Consider the following 17,254-nt stretch of genomic DNA (forward strand, 5'->3'; position numbering starts at 1 on the left):
ATGGGTGCGTCCGACATAGGACCGTGGGACCTGATGTCAGGTCAGCTCGGTATCTGGTACGCGCAGCAGCTCGCTCCGGAGAGCGCGGCCTACAACGTTGCCGAGTACACCGAGATTCGCGGTGAACTCGACGCATCGCGCTTGGTCCAGGCTCTGCGCCGCACCGTGGCCGAGGCGGAGGCCTACCGGCTGTGCTTCACGGTGGCGGGAGGAAGCCCGCGGCAGTATCTCGTGGACCCGGCGGATTGCCCGGTATATGCCGTCGACCTCAGTGATCGGCCCGATCCCATGGCGGCGGCGCAGGCCTGGATGTGGTCGGACCTGGAGCGCCCGACAGACCTCATCAGCGGGCCGCTGAGCCTTCATGCCCTCTTCACCCTTGCGTCCGGCCGGTATGTCTGGTACCAGCGGTCGCACCATATCGCGGTGGACGGGAACGGCCTGACGCAGTTCGCCTCCAGACTGTCCCAGGTCTACGACGCGCTGGGGCAGGGTGCCGATCCGTCCGCGGAGGCCCTCGAACCGCTGCACGTGCTGCTGGACGCGGAACACGCCTACCGCGGCTCGGCCGCGCTCGGCCGTGACCAGGAATACTGGCGGGACACGCTCGGTGAGCTCTCCCACCGGGAAGCCGAGGGAACGGATCAAGGCCACCTGATCGCGGGCGAGCCGGTGGTCCACGGCGCGGAGACCGCCCCGGAGGCCGTCGCCACGTTGCGCGCGGCCGTGAAGCGGTTCCGGACCAGTTTCGCGGGCCTGATGATCGGTGCCGCCGCCGCCTACCACCACCGGGCCACGGGCGCGAGGGACATGGTCCTGGGCGTTTCGGCCAGCGGCCGTACCCGCATGCGGGAACTCCGGATCCCGGCGATGACCGCGAACATCCTGCCGATCCGGCTCCAGGTACTGCCGGAGACGACGATCGGGGAAATCGCCCGGCAAACCCACTTGGCGGTCCAGGGCGCACTGCCCCACCAGCGCTACCAGTACCACGACATCGCCCGTGACCTGCAGCGGGTGGGCGGTCAGTCGCTCTACGACCTCATCGTCAATGTCATGACCGGCGGTCAGCCCGTCCGGTTCGGCGACTGCCAGGTCGTCCGCAACGGCCTCCGCAGCGCTCCCGCCGAGAACCTGAAGATCGACGTGTTCGGCCAGTACGGCGGCAGCGGTGGCCTGCACACCGTCGTCGAGATGAACCGTGCCCGCCATGACGAGACGGAGGCGCGGCGGGTCTGCCGGCGATTCCTGACCGCGGCGGACCAGCTCGCGACCGCCGATCCCACCGACCCGATCGCGCGCGTCGACCTGCTCGATCCGGCCGAGCGCCGACTGGTGCTTCAGACGTGGAACGACACAGGCGCCATGGAGGCGATCACTCCGGTGCCGGAGCTGTTCACCGAGCGCGCGGCACAGGCGCCGGACTCGGTCGCGCTGGTGAGCGACGACGTCCGGGTGACCTACGGCGAGCTGGACGCCCGGGCGAACCGGCTGACGAACCACCTGCGGACCCTCGGGGTGGGGCCGGAGTCGGTGGTGGGCCTGTGCCTGGAACGGGGAGACGACTTCGTCGCGGCGATGCTGGCGGTGTGGCGGGCCGGGGGCGCGTACCTTCCGCTGGATCCGGAGTACCCGGCGGAGCGGATGGCGTTCATGCTGGCCGACAGCCGCGCGGCCGTGGTGCTGGCGAGTCCGGCGGTGGCCGACGAGCTGCCGATGGGGCGGGCACGCGTGGTCGTACTGGACGATCCCCGGACGGCGGCGCTTCCGGCCGAACCACCGGCACCGGCCGGTGCCCACGGCGGGCGGCTGGCCTACGTGATGTACACGTCCGGGTCGACGGGCCGCCCCAAGGGCGTGGGGGTGACGCAGCAAGGACTGGCCGCCTATGTGGCGGCGGTGGCCGGCCGGGTGGGCTGGGGCACGCCCGGTGGCCGGTACGCGGTGCTGCAGGGCCAGGCGACCGACCTGGGGAACACGGCGATCTTCACGTCGCTGGCCAGCGGTGGGCAGCTGCACTTCCCCGCTGACGGGGTGGCGACGAACCCGGTGGGGATGGCGCGGTTCATGGCGACCGCCGGGATCGACTACCTGAAGGCGGTTCCGGGGCACCTGTCGGCGCTCGGCACGGGCGCCGGGCTGGCGGAGGTGCTGCCGGGCAGGTCGCTGGTGCTCGGCGGGGAGGCGGCACCGACGGACTGGCTGGTGCGGCTGGTGACGGCGGCCGGTGAGCGCGGGGTGTTCAACCACTACGGCCCCACCGAGACCACGGTCGGTGTGACCACGGCGGCCCTGGCCGAGCCGGTGGGCCAGGGCCGGGCAGCGCCCATCGGATCACCGCTGGCGGGATCCCGTGCGTACGTGCTCGACGACGACCTGCAACCGGTGCCGGTCGGCGCCGATGGCGAGCTCTACCTGGCCGGGGTACAGCTGGCCCGAGGGTATGTCGGGCGGCCGGGGCTGACCGCCGAGCGGTTTGTGGCCTGCCCGTTCGGCGGGCCAGGGGAGCGGATGTACCGGACCGGTGACGTGGTCCGGTGGGCGGAGGGGCCGGGGGACGGCCGGCTGGAGTTCCGTGGCCGGGCGGACGGTCAGGTGAAGATCCGCGGGTTCAGGGTGGAGCCGGGAGAGGTCGAGGCGGTGCTGGCCGGGCACCCGTCCGTGGAGCGGGCGGTGGTGACCGTCCGCCGGGACGCGCCGGGCGGAACGGCGCTGGTCGGCTATGTCGTCCCGGCCGGCGACGACGGTGCCGGGCTGGCCGTGACGGTGCGCGAGTACGCCGCGGCGCGGCTGCCCGACCACATGGTGCCCGCGGCGGTAGTGGCCATCCCCGCCATCCCGCTGACCGGCAACGGCAAGGTCGACCACTCCGCCCTGCGGGCACCGAGCCACGCCGGTGGCGCGGCCGGTGACCGGGCGCCCGCCACCGCCGTCGAGGAGCTCCTGTGCGGTGCGTACGCACAGGTGCTGGAGTTGGAGCGGGTCGGGCCCGACGAGAGTTTCTTCGACCTGGGCGGCCACTCGCTGCTGGCGGTGCGGTTGGTCGGCAGGCTCCGCGCGGTACTCGGCGTTGAAGTACCGGTGCGGGTGCTGTTCGAGGCGCCCACCCCGGCGCGGCTGGCCGGGCGCCTGGCGGGGGCGGGCCCGGCGCGGGCGTCGTTGGCCGCCCGGGAGCGCCACGAGCGGCTGCCGTTGTCGTTCGCCCAGCTGAGGTTGTGGTTCATCGCGCAGTTCGAGGGGCCGAACGCGCCCTACAACGATGTGGTGGCGGTGCGTCTGGAGGGTGAGCTGGACGTGTCGGCGCTGGGCGCGGCGCTGAACGACGTGATCGCCCGCCATGAGGTGATGCGCACCGTGTTCCCCGCCGTCGACGGGCAGCCGTACCAGCGCGTCCTGGAGCCCGGCGGGCTTGAGTGGGAGCTGCCGGTCACCGGCTTGGCCGGGGCGGACCTGGCCGGGTCCGTCGCCGAGCTGGCGGGGCGTCCGTTCGACCTGGCGGCGGAGATCCCGTTGCGGGCGAACCTGTTCGCCACCGCGTCGGACGAGCACGTACTGGTGCTGGTGATGCACCACATCGCCACCGACGGCTGGTCGGCCGACGTGCTCGCCAGGGAGGTCAGTGCCGCGTACGCGGCACACCTGCACGGCCGGGAGCCGGCCTGGGACCGGCTGCCGGTGCAGTACGCGGACTACACGCTGTGGCAGCGCGACCTGCTGGGGGACGAGGACGACCCGGAGAGCCTGCTGGCGCGGCAGGTGGCCTGGTGGCGGGACGCGCTGGACGGCGCGCCGGCCGAACTGACACTGCCCACCGAGCGGCCCCGCCCGGAGGCGGCCGGCTACCGGGGACACCGCCGCACGCTGGAGGTCCCTGCGGAGGTGCATGCCCGGCTCGCCGAGCTGGCGCGCCAGGAGGGCGTGACGCTGTTCATGGTGGCGCAGGCGGCGCTGGCGATACTGCTGTCGAAGCTGGGCGCGGGGACCGACATCCCGGTGGGCACCGTGGTGGCCGGGCGGACCGACACCGGCACCGAGGGCCTGGTGGGGTGTTTCGTCAACACGCTGGTGCTGCGGACCGATCTTTCCGGGAACCCGGACTTCGCGGAACTGCTCGGCCGGGTGCGGGAGTTCTGGCTGGGCGCGCTGGAGCGGCAGGACGTGCCGTTCGAGCGGCTGGTGGACGTGCTGGCGCCGGAGCGGTCGCCGGCTCGGCATCCGCTGTTCCAGGTGCTGCTGACCGTGCAGAACAACGCCCCGGCGGTGCTGGATCTGCAGGGCGTGCGGGCCACCAGGCTGCCGGTCGGCACCGGTGCCGCCCGGTTCGACGTCGACGTCGCGCTGCGGGAGGCATTCGGCGAGCAGGGCGAGCCCGCCGGCCTGACCGGGTCGGTGACCGTCGCCGCGGACCTGTTCGACGAGGATGCCGCCGCGGACATCGGTGAGCGGCTGGCCGGGATCCTGGCGGCGGTCGCCGTGGATCCGCGGGTCCGGCCGCACCAGCTCGCGCCGTTGCGTCAGGCCGAGCGGGACCAGGTCGTCTCACGCTGGAACGACACTGCGGCGCCGGTGCCCGAGGGGACGCTCGCGGAGCTGGTCGAGGCGCAGGTGGCGCGGACACCCGATGCGGTGGCGACCGTCTGTGGGGAGGTGCGGCTGAGCTATGCGGAGCTGAACGCCCGCGCGAACCGGCTGGCCCGAGCCCTGGTGGCGCGAGGGGCCGGCCCGGAGCAGGTCGTGGCGGTGGTGCTGGAGCGCTCCAGCGAGTTGATCTGCGCGCTGCTGGCCGTGCTGAAGACCGGGGCCGCCTACCTGCCGGTGGATCCGGGGTACCCGAGCGAGCGGATCGCCTTCATGCTCGCCGACGCCGACCCCGCCTGCACCCTCACCACGGGCGACCTGTCCACCCGGCTGCCGACGGCGGGGAGGACACCCCTCCTCCTGGACGAGCTGTGGGCCGACACGGACCTCGCGCCGGGGAACCTGAGCCAGGGCGAGCGCACCACGCCGGCCCGGCGGCAGCACCCCGCCTACGTCATCTACACCTCGGGCTCGACCGGCACGCCGAAGGGCGTGGCCGTCCCCCACGCGGGCATCGTCAACCGGCTGGCCTGGATGCAGGCCGAGTACGGGCTGGCCGCCGACGACCGGGTGCTGCAGAAGACCCCGGTCAGTTTCGATGTCTCGGTGTGGGAGCTGTTCTGGCCACTGCTGCAGGGCGCTCAGCTGGTCCTCGCCAGGCCGGGCGGACACCAGGACCCGTCGTACCTGTCCGGCCTCATCGCCTCGGCCGCGGTCACCACGGCGCACTTCGTCCCGTCCATGCTGGAGGCGTTCCTGAACGTGGCCGACCCGGCCGGACACGGGAGCCTGCGCCGGGTCGTCTGCAGTGGTGAGGCGCTCCCGGGGAGACTCGCCCAGCGCTTCGCCAGAACGTACGCGGCGGGCCTGCACAACCTCTACGGCCCGACGGAAACCTCGGTCGACTCCACCGCATGGGCGTGCACCGACACTGCTGACAACCCGCCGATCGGCGCGCCCATCGCCAACACCCGGGCGTATGTGCTGGACCAGTGGCTGTGCCCGGCGCCGGTGGGCGTGGTGGGTGAGCTGTACCTGGCGGGCGCCGGGCTGGCACGCGGTTACCTGGGCCGCACGGCGCTGACGGCGGAACGGTTCGTCGCGTGTCCGTTCGGCGGGCGGGGCGAGCGGATGTACCGGACCGGAGACCTGGTGCGGTGGCTGCCCGGCGGGCAGCTGGAGTTCGCCGGCCGGATCGATGACCAGGTGAAGATCCGGGGGTTCCGCATCGAACCGGGAGAGGTCGCCGCGGTGCTGGCCGGAACCCCGGGAGTGGGCCAGGCGGTGGTGACGGTCAGGGAGGACCGGCCAGGGGACAGACGGCTGGTCGCCTATGTGGTTCCGGCCGGGGGAGAGACCGGCGGCACCCTCCCGTCGGCGGTGCGCGAACACGCGGCGGAACGGTTGCCGGACTACATGGTCCCCGCAGCCGTGGTCGTGCTCGGGGAACTGCCGCTGACGGCGAACGGGAAGCTGAACCGGAAGGCGCTGCCGGTCCCCGACCACTCTCCGACGGGCGAGGGCCGGGCTCCGGCCACGGTGCGCGAGGAGCTGCTGTGCCAGATCTTCGCCGACATCCTCGGCGTGCCGAACGTCGGTCCGCAGGACAGCTTCTTCGCGCTGGGCGGCCATTCACTGCTCGCCGTGCGGCTGGGCTCGCGGATCCGGTCGGTCCTGGGCGTCGAGCTGACGGTGCGGGAGGTGTTCGAGGCCCCGACCCCGGCCGGGCTGGCGGCCCTGGCGGAGCGGGCGGACCCGGCGCGGTCGCCGCTTGTCGCCAGGGAGCGGCCGGAGCGGGTGCCGCTGTCGTACGCCCAGCAGCGGCTGTGGTTCATCGGGCAGCTCGAGGGGCCGTCCGCGACGTACAACAATGTGGTGGCTCTCCGGCTGGTGGGCGAGCTGGACGTCGCCGCGCTGGAGGCCGCGCTGGGTGACGCGATCGGCCGCCACGAGGTGCTGCGGACGGTGTTCCCGGTCAGTGACGGGCTGCCGTTCCAGCACATCCTGCGCCCCGACGAACTGGGCCGGCCGCTGGACCGGACGCAGGCCAGGGGGACAGAGGTCGCCCCGATGGTGCGGCAGTCGGCCGCGCAGGGCTTCGACCTGGCGACGCAGATTCCGTTGCGGGCGCGCCTGATCGCTGCCGCACCGGGCGAGCACGTGCTGGTGGTGGTGCTGCACCACATCGCCGGTGACGCCTGGTCGACGGGGGTCCTGGCCCGCGACATCGGCACGGCGTACGCGGCGCGGCGGGCGGGTGAAGCGCCACGGTGGGACCGGCTGCCGGTGCAGTACGCGGACTACGCGCTGTGGCAGCGGGAGCTGCTGGGCGACGAGGAGGATCCGCGGAGCCTGCTGTCCCGGCAGGCGGCGTGGTGGCGCGAGGCCCTGGACGGCGCGCCGCCGGACCTCCCGCTGCCCGCCGACCGGCCCCGCCCGGTGATCGCCGGCCACGAGGGGCACACCATGCCGGTCGACATCCCCGCGGACGTGCATGCCGCGCTGGCCCGGCTGGCCCGCGAGCAGGGCGTGACTCTGTTCATGGTGCTGCAGTCCGCCCTGGCGGTGCTGCTGAGCCGGCTCGGTGCGGGGGACGACATTCCGGTCGGCACCCCGGTGGCGGGGCGGACGGACTCGGCGCTGGACGACCTGGTGGGTTTCTTCGTGAACAACCTGGTGCTGCGTACCGACGTGTCCGGCGATCCGCGGTTCACCGCGCTGCTGGGCCGGGTGCGGGAGTTCTGGCTGGGCGCACTGGAGCATCAGGACGTGCCGTTCGAGCGCCTGGTGGAGCTGCTGGCGCCGGACCGGGTGACCGGCCGCCCCCCGCTGTTCCAGGTGATGCTCACCCTGCACAACACCGCACCTGCGGTGCTGGAGCTGCCCGGTGTGGACGTGAGCGAACTGCCGACAGGCGAACGGCCGGCCAGGTACGACCTGCACGTGATCATGGGTGAGACCTTCGCCGAGGCAGGTGTCCCCGCCGGGCTGCGCGGCACGGTGACGGTGGCCGCCGACCTGTTCGACCCCGGCACGGCGACGGTGATCGCGGCCCGGCTGGGGCGGTTGCTGGCGGCGGTCGGAGCCGGCCCGCACTCGCGTCTGCACGAGCTGCGGGTCATCGACGAGACGGAGCGGTGGCAGGCGGTGACCGGCTGGAACGACACGGCCCGGCCGCTGCCGCAGCGCATGGTGCCCGAGCTGATCGAGGCGCAGGCCGCCCGCATCCCGGACGCGGTGGCGGTGTGCACCGGGGATACCTGGCTCAGCTACGCCGAGCTGACGGCCCGCGCGGACCGGCTGGCGAGGGCGCTCGTGGCCCGCGGCGTCGGTCCGGAGTCGGTGGTGGGGGTGCTGCTGGGCAGCGGCGGGGCGCTGGTGACGGCGCTGCTTGCGGTACTGAGGGCAGGGGCCGCGTACCTGCCGGTCGATCCGGCGTACCCGGCGGAGCGGGTCGCGTTCCTGCTCGCCGACGCCGGGGTGACCTGTGTGATCACCGAGTCGGGCACCGTGGCCGGCACGGGCGGGCTTCCTGTCCTCACCACCGCCGAGGAGGGCCCGGCCACCGCTGTTCTGCCGCGGTGGCCGCACCCCGAGCAACTGGCCTACGTCATGTACACCTCGGGTTCCAGCGGGGTGCCGAAGCGGGTCGGGGTGACGAACGGCGCGCTGGCGAACTACCTGCAGTCCGCGCCCGGCCGGGTCGGGCTGGGCGCGGGCCGCTACGCGCTGCTGCAGGCGCCGGTCACCGACCTGGGGAACACGATCATGTACGGCTCACTGGTCTCGGGCGGTGTGCTGCACGTCCTGGACCAGGCCGTCGTGACCGACCCGGAGACGGTGGCCGGATTCATGGCGTCGCGTGCCGTGGACTACCTGAAGGCGGTGCCGTCGCACCTGGCGGCGCTGGCGGCGGCCGGCGGACTCGAGCGGATACTGCCCCGCACGTCGGTGGTGCTCGGCGGCGAGGCCGTACCGCCACAGCTGGCCCGTGAGCTGCGGGCCCATACCGAGGTCAGGGCGTTCAACCACTACGGGCCGACCGAGGCCACGATCGGAGCGACCGCCGCCCCGCTGTCGATACGAACCGGCGGGACAGTGCCGATCGGGACGCCGTTCGGGAACACCCGCTGCTACGTCCTCGACAACTGGCTGGAGCCGGCTCCGGCCGGTACGCCGGGCGAGCTGTACATCGCCGGCGAGGGCCTGGCCCGCGGCTACCTCGGCCGCGCCGGGCTGACCGCCGAACGGTTCGTCGCCGGCCCGTTCGGCGGTGCGGGGCAGCGGATGTACCGCACCGGTGACCGGGCGAAGTGGACGCCGGACGGCGAGCTGGTGTTCTGCGGCCGGGCTGACGACCAGGTGAAGATCCGCGGGTACCGGGTCGAGCCGGGAGAGGTGCAGGCGGTGCTGGCGAGCCATCCCCAGGTCGCCAGGGCCGCGGTGACGGTACGTGAGGACACCCCGGGGGACCGGCGGCTGGTCGGGTATCTGGTCCCCGCGCCGGACTGTGCCGACGCGGACCTGGCGGCGCGGGTGCGCGACCACCTCGCCGCCCGGCTCCCCGGGCACATGCTCCCCGCCGCCCTGGTCGTCCTGGACGGGCTGCCGCTGACCTCGAACGGGAAGCTGGACCGCAAGGCGCTGCCCGCTCCCGCCTACGAGGGCCAGGCGGAAGCCAGGGAGCCTGAGTCGCCGACCGAGGAGATACTCTGCGCCGCCTTCGCCGAGGTGCTGGGCGTACGGCGGGTAGGTCCCGACGACAACTTCTTCGCCCTCGGCGGGCACTCACTGATGGCCGTCATCCTGGCGGGCCGGCTGCGGGAGCTCGGGATCAAGATCGCGGTGCGGGTGCTCTTCGAGTCGCCGACCCCGGCCGGCCTGGCCGTGGCGGCGGCCTCCACCGAGGTCACGCCGCCCCCGAACCTGATCCCGCCCGGGGCAGAGACGATCACACCCGAGATGGTGCCGCTGGCGGAGCTGACCGAGGCGGAGATCGCGGGGATCACCGCGCAGGTGGATGGAGGAGCGGCCAACGTGGCCGACATCTATCCGCTGGCGCCGCTGCAGGAGGGCATGTTCTTCCATCACCTGCTGACCAGCGAGGGCGATGACGCGTACCTGTCGTCGTCGGTCCTGCGGTTCGACTCGCGGGAACGCCTGGGCGACTTCCTGACCTCGCTGCGGCGCGTGGTGAACCGCCACGACATCTACCGGACCTCGGTCGCCTGGCAGGGGCTCGCCGAGCCGGTCCAGGTGGTGTGGCGGCGCGTCGAGATACCGGTCACCGAGGTGGCCGTCGACGAGGGCGCCGATCCGGTGGCCCGGCTGGTGGCCGCCGCCGGGCCGTGGATGGACCTCGGGCGGGCACCGTTGCTGCGGGTGCACACCTGCGCCGAGCCCGGGACCGGCCGGTGGCTGGCGCTGCTGCAGGCGCACCACCTGGTGCTCGACCACACCAGCCAGGAAGTGATGCTCGGCGAGATCGCGGCGATGCTGGGTGGGGGGGCGGACGGGCTCGCCGAGCCGCTGCCGTTCCGTGACTTCGTGGCGCAGGCCCGGTTGGGTGTGCCGCGGGAGGAGCACGAGCGGTTCTTCACCGAACTGCTCGCCGATATCACCGAGCCGACGGCCCCGTTCGGGCTGCTCGACACCCGCGGGAACGGCGCCGCGCTTGAGCAGGCCCGGCTCGCGATGGATTCGGACCTGGCGGTACGGCTGCGGGAGCGGGCCCGGGCGTTCGGGACGAGCCCGGCCGTGCTCTGCCATCTGGCGTGGGCGCGGGTGTTGGCGGCGCTGGCCGGGCGCGACGACGTGGTGTTCGGCACGGTGCTGTTCGGCCGGATGCAGAGTGGCCGCGGTGCGGACCGGGTGCTCGGCCCCTTCATGAACACCCTGCCGGTCCGGGTGGCCACCGCCACGCCGACCCTCGCCGAGGCGGTGGCCGCGACGCGCTCCCAGCTGGCCGGCCTGCTCGCCCACGAGCACGCACCGCTGGCCCTCGCCCAGCAGGCCAGTGGCGTCCGACCGCCGACGCCGCTGTTCAGCTCCCTGTTCAACTTCCGGCACAGCCGGCAACGGGCCGCTCTCACCGGAAGCCTCGACGGCATCGAGATTCTGCGGCACCGGATGGGCACCAACTACCCGGTCACCGTCGCGGTCAACGACACCGGCACCGGCTTCGGCATCGTGACCGACGCGATTGCCGCGGCCCGGCCGGAGCAGGTGTGCGACCTGATGCACAACGCGATCAGCGGCCTGGTGACCGCGCTGGAAGAGGCGCCTGACACGCCGTTGCGCGACGTGCCGGTACTGGGGGACGAGGACAGGCGGCAGCTGCTGGCCGGATGGAACGGCAGCGCGACACCGCCGGCGGCGCCGGTGCCCGAACTGTTCGTGGCGCAGGCCGCCCGGTGCCCCGACGCGGTGGCGGTGACCTGCGGCGACGAGCGGATCAGCTACGCCGAGCTGGCGGTGCGGGCGACCCGGCTGGCCGGCCGGCTGGCCGAGGCCGGAGCGGGCCCGGAGTCGGTGGTGGGTCTGTTCCTGCCGCGCGGCACGGCGATGGTCACCGCGGTGCTCGCCGCCTGGCTGGCCGGGGCGGCGTACGTGCCGCTGGACCCGGACTACCCGGCACACCGGTTGGCGTTCATGCTGGCCGACAGCCACGCAGTGGTGGTGGTCACCACGCGGTGCCAGGCGAGTGACCTGCCGACGGCGGTCCCCGCCACGGTCCTGATCGACGACCCCGCGCCGGAGACCGTGCCCGTCCCGGTGCGACGACCCGCCACGGACCAGCTGGCCTATCTGATCTACACCTCCGGATCGACGGGCACCCCGAAGGGCGTCGGGGTCGGCCACGGGGCGCTGGCGAACCTGGTGGCATCGGTCGGGCCGGTGCTGGGCGATGCGGGTCCCGGGCCGGTGCTGCAATTCGCGTCGTTCAGTTTCGACGCGTCGGTACTCGACATGGCGGTGGTCCTCGCCAGCGGTGGGACGCTCGCGGTGGCGACCGCGGCGGAGCGGTCGGATCCCGAACTGCTCGCCGGGATGATCCGCGCCACCGCGGTCCGGGCGGCCAGCGTGGTGCCGTCGCTGCTGAGCGTGCTGGCTCCCGGCGCGGTGCCGGAGTTGGCCGTGGTGCTGACCGGCGCGGAACTGCTGACCGCGGAGCTGGCCCGCCGCTGGCAGGGTGGCCGACGGCTGGTGAACACCTACGGCCCGACCGAGGCCGCGGTCATGGTGACGACCGGCGACGTCGGGACCGTCAACGGGCAGGCACCCCCGGTCGGGTCGCCGAACGCCAACACCCGGTGCCATGTGCTCGACCGGCGGCTGGAACCTGTGCCGGTGGGTGTGGCGGGCGAGCTGTACCTGGCGGGTGCGCAGCTCGCGCGCGGTTATGCGGGCCGGTCCGCGCTCACGGCCGAGCGGTTCACGGCCTGCCCGTTCGGGCCGGCAGGGGAGCGGATGTACCGGACCGGCGACCTGGTGAAATGGACACCGCAGGGGCAGCTGGCATTCGTGGGCCGGGCCGACGAGCAGGTCAAGATCCGGGGATTCCGGATCGAGCCCGGCGAGGTCCAGTCCGTGCTCGCCGCATACCCGCACGTGTCCGACGCGGCCGTGACGGTTCTGACGGACGGGGCCGGTGAGCCCCGGCTCGTCGGCTACGTCGTTTCCGCCGAAGGCGGCGGCGAGGGTCTCGCCGCAGCCGTTCGCGACCACGCGGCCGCCCGGCTGCCCACGTACATGGTCCCCGCGGCGATCACGATCCTGCCGGCACTGCCGAGGACCCCGAACGGGAAGCTCGACAAGGCGGCCCTGCCCGTTCCGCAGTACCCGGCAGCGCCGACGGGCGGCCGTTCTGCCTCGGTGCGGGAAGAGATGCTGCGCGCGGTGTTCGCCGACGTGCTCAGGGTGGATTCGGCCGGTCCTGACGACAGCTTCTTCGACCTCGGCGGCCACTCGCTGCTGGCAACCCGGCTGGTCTCCCGGATCCGCGCGGTCATGGGCGCCGACCTTCGGGTTCGTGCCGTGTTCGATACACCGACCCCCGCCGGCCTGGCCACCGTCCTCGGGCAGGCCGACCAGGCCAGGCTGGCGCTCGCGGTGCGGCAACGGCCGGAGCGGGTGCCGTTGTCGTTCGCCCAGCAACGGCTCTGGTTCATCGCCCAGTTGGAGGGGCCGTCCGCCACCTACAACAACGTGGTGGTAGTGCGGCTCGCAGGGACACTCGACGTCGCAGCCCTCGGTGCGGCCTTCGACGACGTCATCGCCAGACACGAGGTGCTCCGTACGGTCTTCCCCGCCGTCGACGGCAAGCCGTACCAGCGGATCCTGGGCACCGAAGAGCTGGACTGGCGGCTGGAAACGGCGCAGACCACCGACGAGGGCGTCGACGACGCGATAGCCGACACGGCCGGAAGCCTGTTCGACCTCTCCGTAGAGATTCCGTTGCGGGCGCGGTTGCTCTCGGTGGGGCCTGATGAGCATGTGTTGGTGTTGGTGTTGCATCACATTGCGACGGATGGGTGGTCGACGGGGGTTTTGGCGCGGGATGTGAGTGTCGCGTATGCGGCGCGGGTGCGGGGTGGGGTGCCGGGGTGGGGTCGGTTGCCGGTGCAGTACGCGGACTACGCGCTGTGGCAGCGGGAGTTGCTGGGCGACGAGGACGACGCGGAGAGCGTGCAGTCCCAGCAGGTGGCGTGGTGGCGTGGTGCGCTCGAGGGTGCGCCGGTGGAGTTGGTGTTGCCTGTCGATCGGCCGCGGTCGGCGGTGGGGAGCCATCGTGGGCACGTGGTGCGGCTTGCGATTCCCGCGGATGTGCACGCTGGGTTGGCGGCGTTGGCGCGTCGTGAGGGTGTGACGCTGTTCATGGTGTTGCAGGCGGCGCTGGCGGTGTTGCTGTCGAAGTTGGGTGCGGGGGAGGACATTCCGGTCGGTACGGGTGTCGCGGGTCGGACGGATGCTGCACTGGATGATCTGGTGGGGTTCTTCGTCAATACGTTGGTGTTGCGGACGGATGTGTCCGGCGATCCGGAGTTCACTGGGTTGCTGGGGCGGGTGCGGGAGTTCTGGCTGGGTGCGCTGGAGCATCAGGACGTGCCGTTCGAGCGGCTGGTGGAGCTCTTGGCGCCGGACCGGTCGATGGGACGGCATCCGTTGTTCCAGGTCAACCTCACCCTGCAGAACAACGACCCCGCCACGCTCGACCTGCCCGGCGTACAGGGAAGTGCGCTGCCGACCGGAGCCGGGATGTCCCGGTTCGACCTGGAGCTGAGCCTGGCCGAAGCACCTGGCAGTCCGGACGGGCTGCGCGGCCAACTCACCGCCTCGGCTGACCTGTTCGACCCGGCCGGCGCCGCCGCGATCAGCGAGCGCTTCGCCCGGCTCCTGGCCGCCGTCGCCGTCTCGCCGCAAGTCCGGCTGAGCCGGCTGGACATCCTGTCCGGTGCCGAACGGCGGCAGGTGCTCGGCACCTGGAGCGGCAACGTCCAGAACGTGCCGTCGGCCACGCTGCCGGATCTGTTCGGAGCACAGGTGGCGCAGTACCCGGACGCGGTCGCGCTGATGTCCGGGGGCACTGCGGTGACCTACCGGGAGCTGAACGCACGGGCGAACCGGCTGGCCCGGGTCCTGGCCGCCCGTGGCGCGGGGCCCGAGTCGGTGGTGGCGGTCGTGATGGAGCGCGGCACCGGCCTGATGACGGCCTTGCTGGGGATCCTCAAGGCCGGGGCCGCCTATCTGATGGTCGACCCTTCCTACCCGGCCCAACGGATCGACTACATGTTGCGGGACGCCCGCCCGGCGGTGGTCATCGCCTCCGCCGAGAGCGCCGACGATCTGCCGACGCTGATCGGCGTCCCGGTCCTCACCGACGCCGAGCCCGGGCTGGCGGCCGAACTCGCCACAGCGCCGGACCACGACCTCACCGACCACGACAGAACCGCGCCGCTGAAGACCTCCCATCCGGCGTACGTGGTGTACACGTCGGGCTCGACCGGAAAGCCCAAGGGCGTCCTGGTGTCGCACGCCGGATTCGCCGACCTGGCGGCAGGCCACGCCCAGGGGATCGGTGTGGGCGCCGGGCACCGGGTGGCGCAGTTCGCCTCGGCGAGCTTCGACACCTTCGGTTGGGAATGGTGCATGGCGCTGCTCCAGGGGGCGACCCTCGCGGTCATCCCGCAACAGCGCCGACTGGGCGGCGAACTGGCCGGGTTCCTGTCCGAGACCGGAGTGACGCACGCGACGCTGCCCCCGGCGGTGCTGGCGACGCTGGACGAGAGCCCGGTCGGCCGGGACATGGTGGTGGTGACGGCCGGCGAGGCCTGCCCGCCGGAGGTGATGGCCCGGTGGTCGCTGGACCGGGTCATGTTCAACTCCTACGGCCCGACGGAGACCACCATCGACGCGACCCTCTGGCGGTGCCGCAGCGGCGCCGGCGAGGTGCCGATCGGCTCGCCGGTGATCGGCGCGCGGGTGTTCGTGCTGGACCAGTGGCTCGGTGCGGTGCCCGCTGGTGTCGCAGGGGAGCTGTATGTGTCAGGGGAGGCCCTGGCTCGCGGCTATCTGGGGCGGGCAGCCCTCACCTCGGAGAGGTTCGTGGCGTGCCCGTTCGGCGGGCCGGGCGAGCGGATGTACCGGACCGGAGACATGGCCCAATGGGCCGTCGACGGGCAGCTGGTGTTCGCGGGCCGGGCCGACGACCAGGTCAAGATCCGCGGCTACCGGATCGAGCCGGGCGAGGTCGAGGCGGCGTTGACCGCGTGCCCGGATGTGGCGCAGGCCGCGGTGACCGTTCGCGAGGACGCCGCCGGTGAGAAGCGCCTCGTCGGCTACGTCGTTCCGGCCGATGACGACGGCGGGGACGGACTCGCCGAGGCAGCGCGCGAGTACGCGGCGGCACGGCTGCCGGACTACATGATCCCCGGCGCGGTCGTAGTGCTCGACAAGCTGCCACTGACCACCAGCGGCAAGCTCGACAAGGCCGCACTGCCCGCACCCGACTACGGACCGGGCGCGGACGACGGGCAGACACCCACCTCGGTGATCACCGACCTCGTGTCCGGCCTGTTCGCCGACGTGCTCGGCCTGGACCGGGTCGGGCCGCAGGACAGCTTCTTCACGCTCGGCGGGCACTCGCTGCTGGCGGTCCGGCTGGCCAGCCGGGTCCGTGCCGTGCTGGGAACAGAACTCGCGGTGCGCACCCTGTTCGAGGCGCCGACCCCGGCCGGGCTGGCTGCGGCCCTGGCGCAGTCCGACGCGGCACGACTGCCACTGGCGGCGCGGCCGCGTCCGGAGCGCGTGCCGCTGTCGTTCGGCCAGCAACGGCTCTGGTTCGTCCACGAGCTGGAAGGACCGGGCCTGGCCTACAACAGCCCGATGGCGCTTCGGTTGTCCGGGCAGTTGGACGTCGATGCGTTGGGGTTGGCGTTGGGTGATGTGGTGGGTCGTCATGAGGTGTTGCGGACGGTGTTTCCCGCTGTTGACGGTGTGCCGTTCCAGCGGGTGTTGAGTGTGGGCGAGCTGGACTGGCGGCTGGAGCGGGCGTGGGTCGCCGAGGAGGAGCTGGCGGACGCGGTGGCTGCGGTGGCGGGCGTGCCGTTCGACCTTTCCGCGGAGATTCCGTTGCGGGCGCGGCTGTTGGTGCTTGGCCCGGATGAGCACGTGTTGGTGTTGGTGTTGCATCACATCGCCACTGATGGCTGGTCGACGGGGGTTTTGGCGCGGGATGTGAGTGCTGCGTATGCGGCGCGGGTTCGGGGTGGGGAGCCGGGGTGGGATCGGCCGCCGGTGCAGTACGCGGACTACGCGCTGTGGCAGCGGGAGTTGCTGGGTGACGAGGGGGATCGGGAGAGTCTGCTGGCGCGGCAGGTGGCGTGGTGGCGGGACGCGTTGGAGGGCGCGCCGGCCGAGTTGACCCTGCCCACTGAGCGGTCGCGGCCGGCGGTGGACAGTCACCGTGGGCACACGGTGCGCTTGATGGTCGGGGCGGATGTGCACGCTGGGTTGGCGGCGCTGGCGCGGCGGGAGGGCGTGACGCTGTTCATGGTGTTGCAGGCCGCGTTGGCGGTACTGCTGTCGAAGTTGGGCGCGGGGGAGGACGTCCCGGTCGGTACGGGTATCGCGGGCCGGACTGATGTGGCGCTGGACGATCTGGTGGGGTTCTTCGTCAATACGTTGGTGTTGCGGACGGATGTGTCCGGGGATCCGGAGTTCACTGGGTTGCTGGGGCGGGTGCGGGAGTTCTGGCTGGGTGCGCTGGAGCATCAGGACGTGCCGTTCGAGCGGCTGGTGGAGACGCTCGCTCCGGACCGGTCGATGGGCCGCCATCCGTTGTTCCAGGTCAACCTCACCCTGCAGAACAGCGACCCCGCCGTGCTCGACCTGCCCGGCGTGCAGGGGAGTGCGTTGGCTGCTGGGACGGGGGCGGCGCGGTTCGATGTGGATGTGAGTGTGCGTGAGCGGGCTGATGGGGAGGGGCGGCCGGCTGGGTTGTCGGGCTCGGTGACGGTGGCGGCGGATCTGTTTGACCTGGCCACGGCTGAGTTGATCGGTGAGCGGTTCGTGCGGGTGCTGGGTGTGGTGGCGGCTGATGCTGCGGTGCGGGTTGGTCAGGTGCCGGTGCTGGCTGAGGCCGAGCGGCGGCAGGTGCTTGAGGGGTGGAATGCTG

1 protein-coding gene (running past one end of the window) is annotated in these 17,254 nt (G+C 72.6%); it reads left to right on the top strand.

The window, feature by feature from the left end; translation table 11 throughout:
* Positions 1–17,254, top strand: partial view of a non-ribosomal peptide synthase/polyketide synthase gene (locus tag ACIQBL_RS45430; protein WP_401954199.1) — the 5' portion only. 1,826 nt of this gene lie beyond the right edge of the window; only the first 17,254 of its 19,080 coding nucleotides appear in the window; the start codon lies at positions 1–3; the stop codon falls past the right edge of the window.

Origin of the sequence: Streptomyces sp. NPDC088350, assembly GCF_044753545.1 — a bacterium.
Taxonomy (GTDB): domain Bacteria; phylum Actinomycetota; class Actinomycetes; order Streptomycetales; family Streptomycetaceae; genus Streptomyces.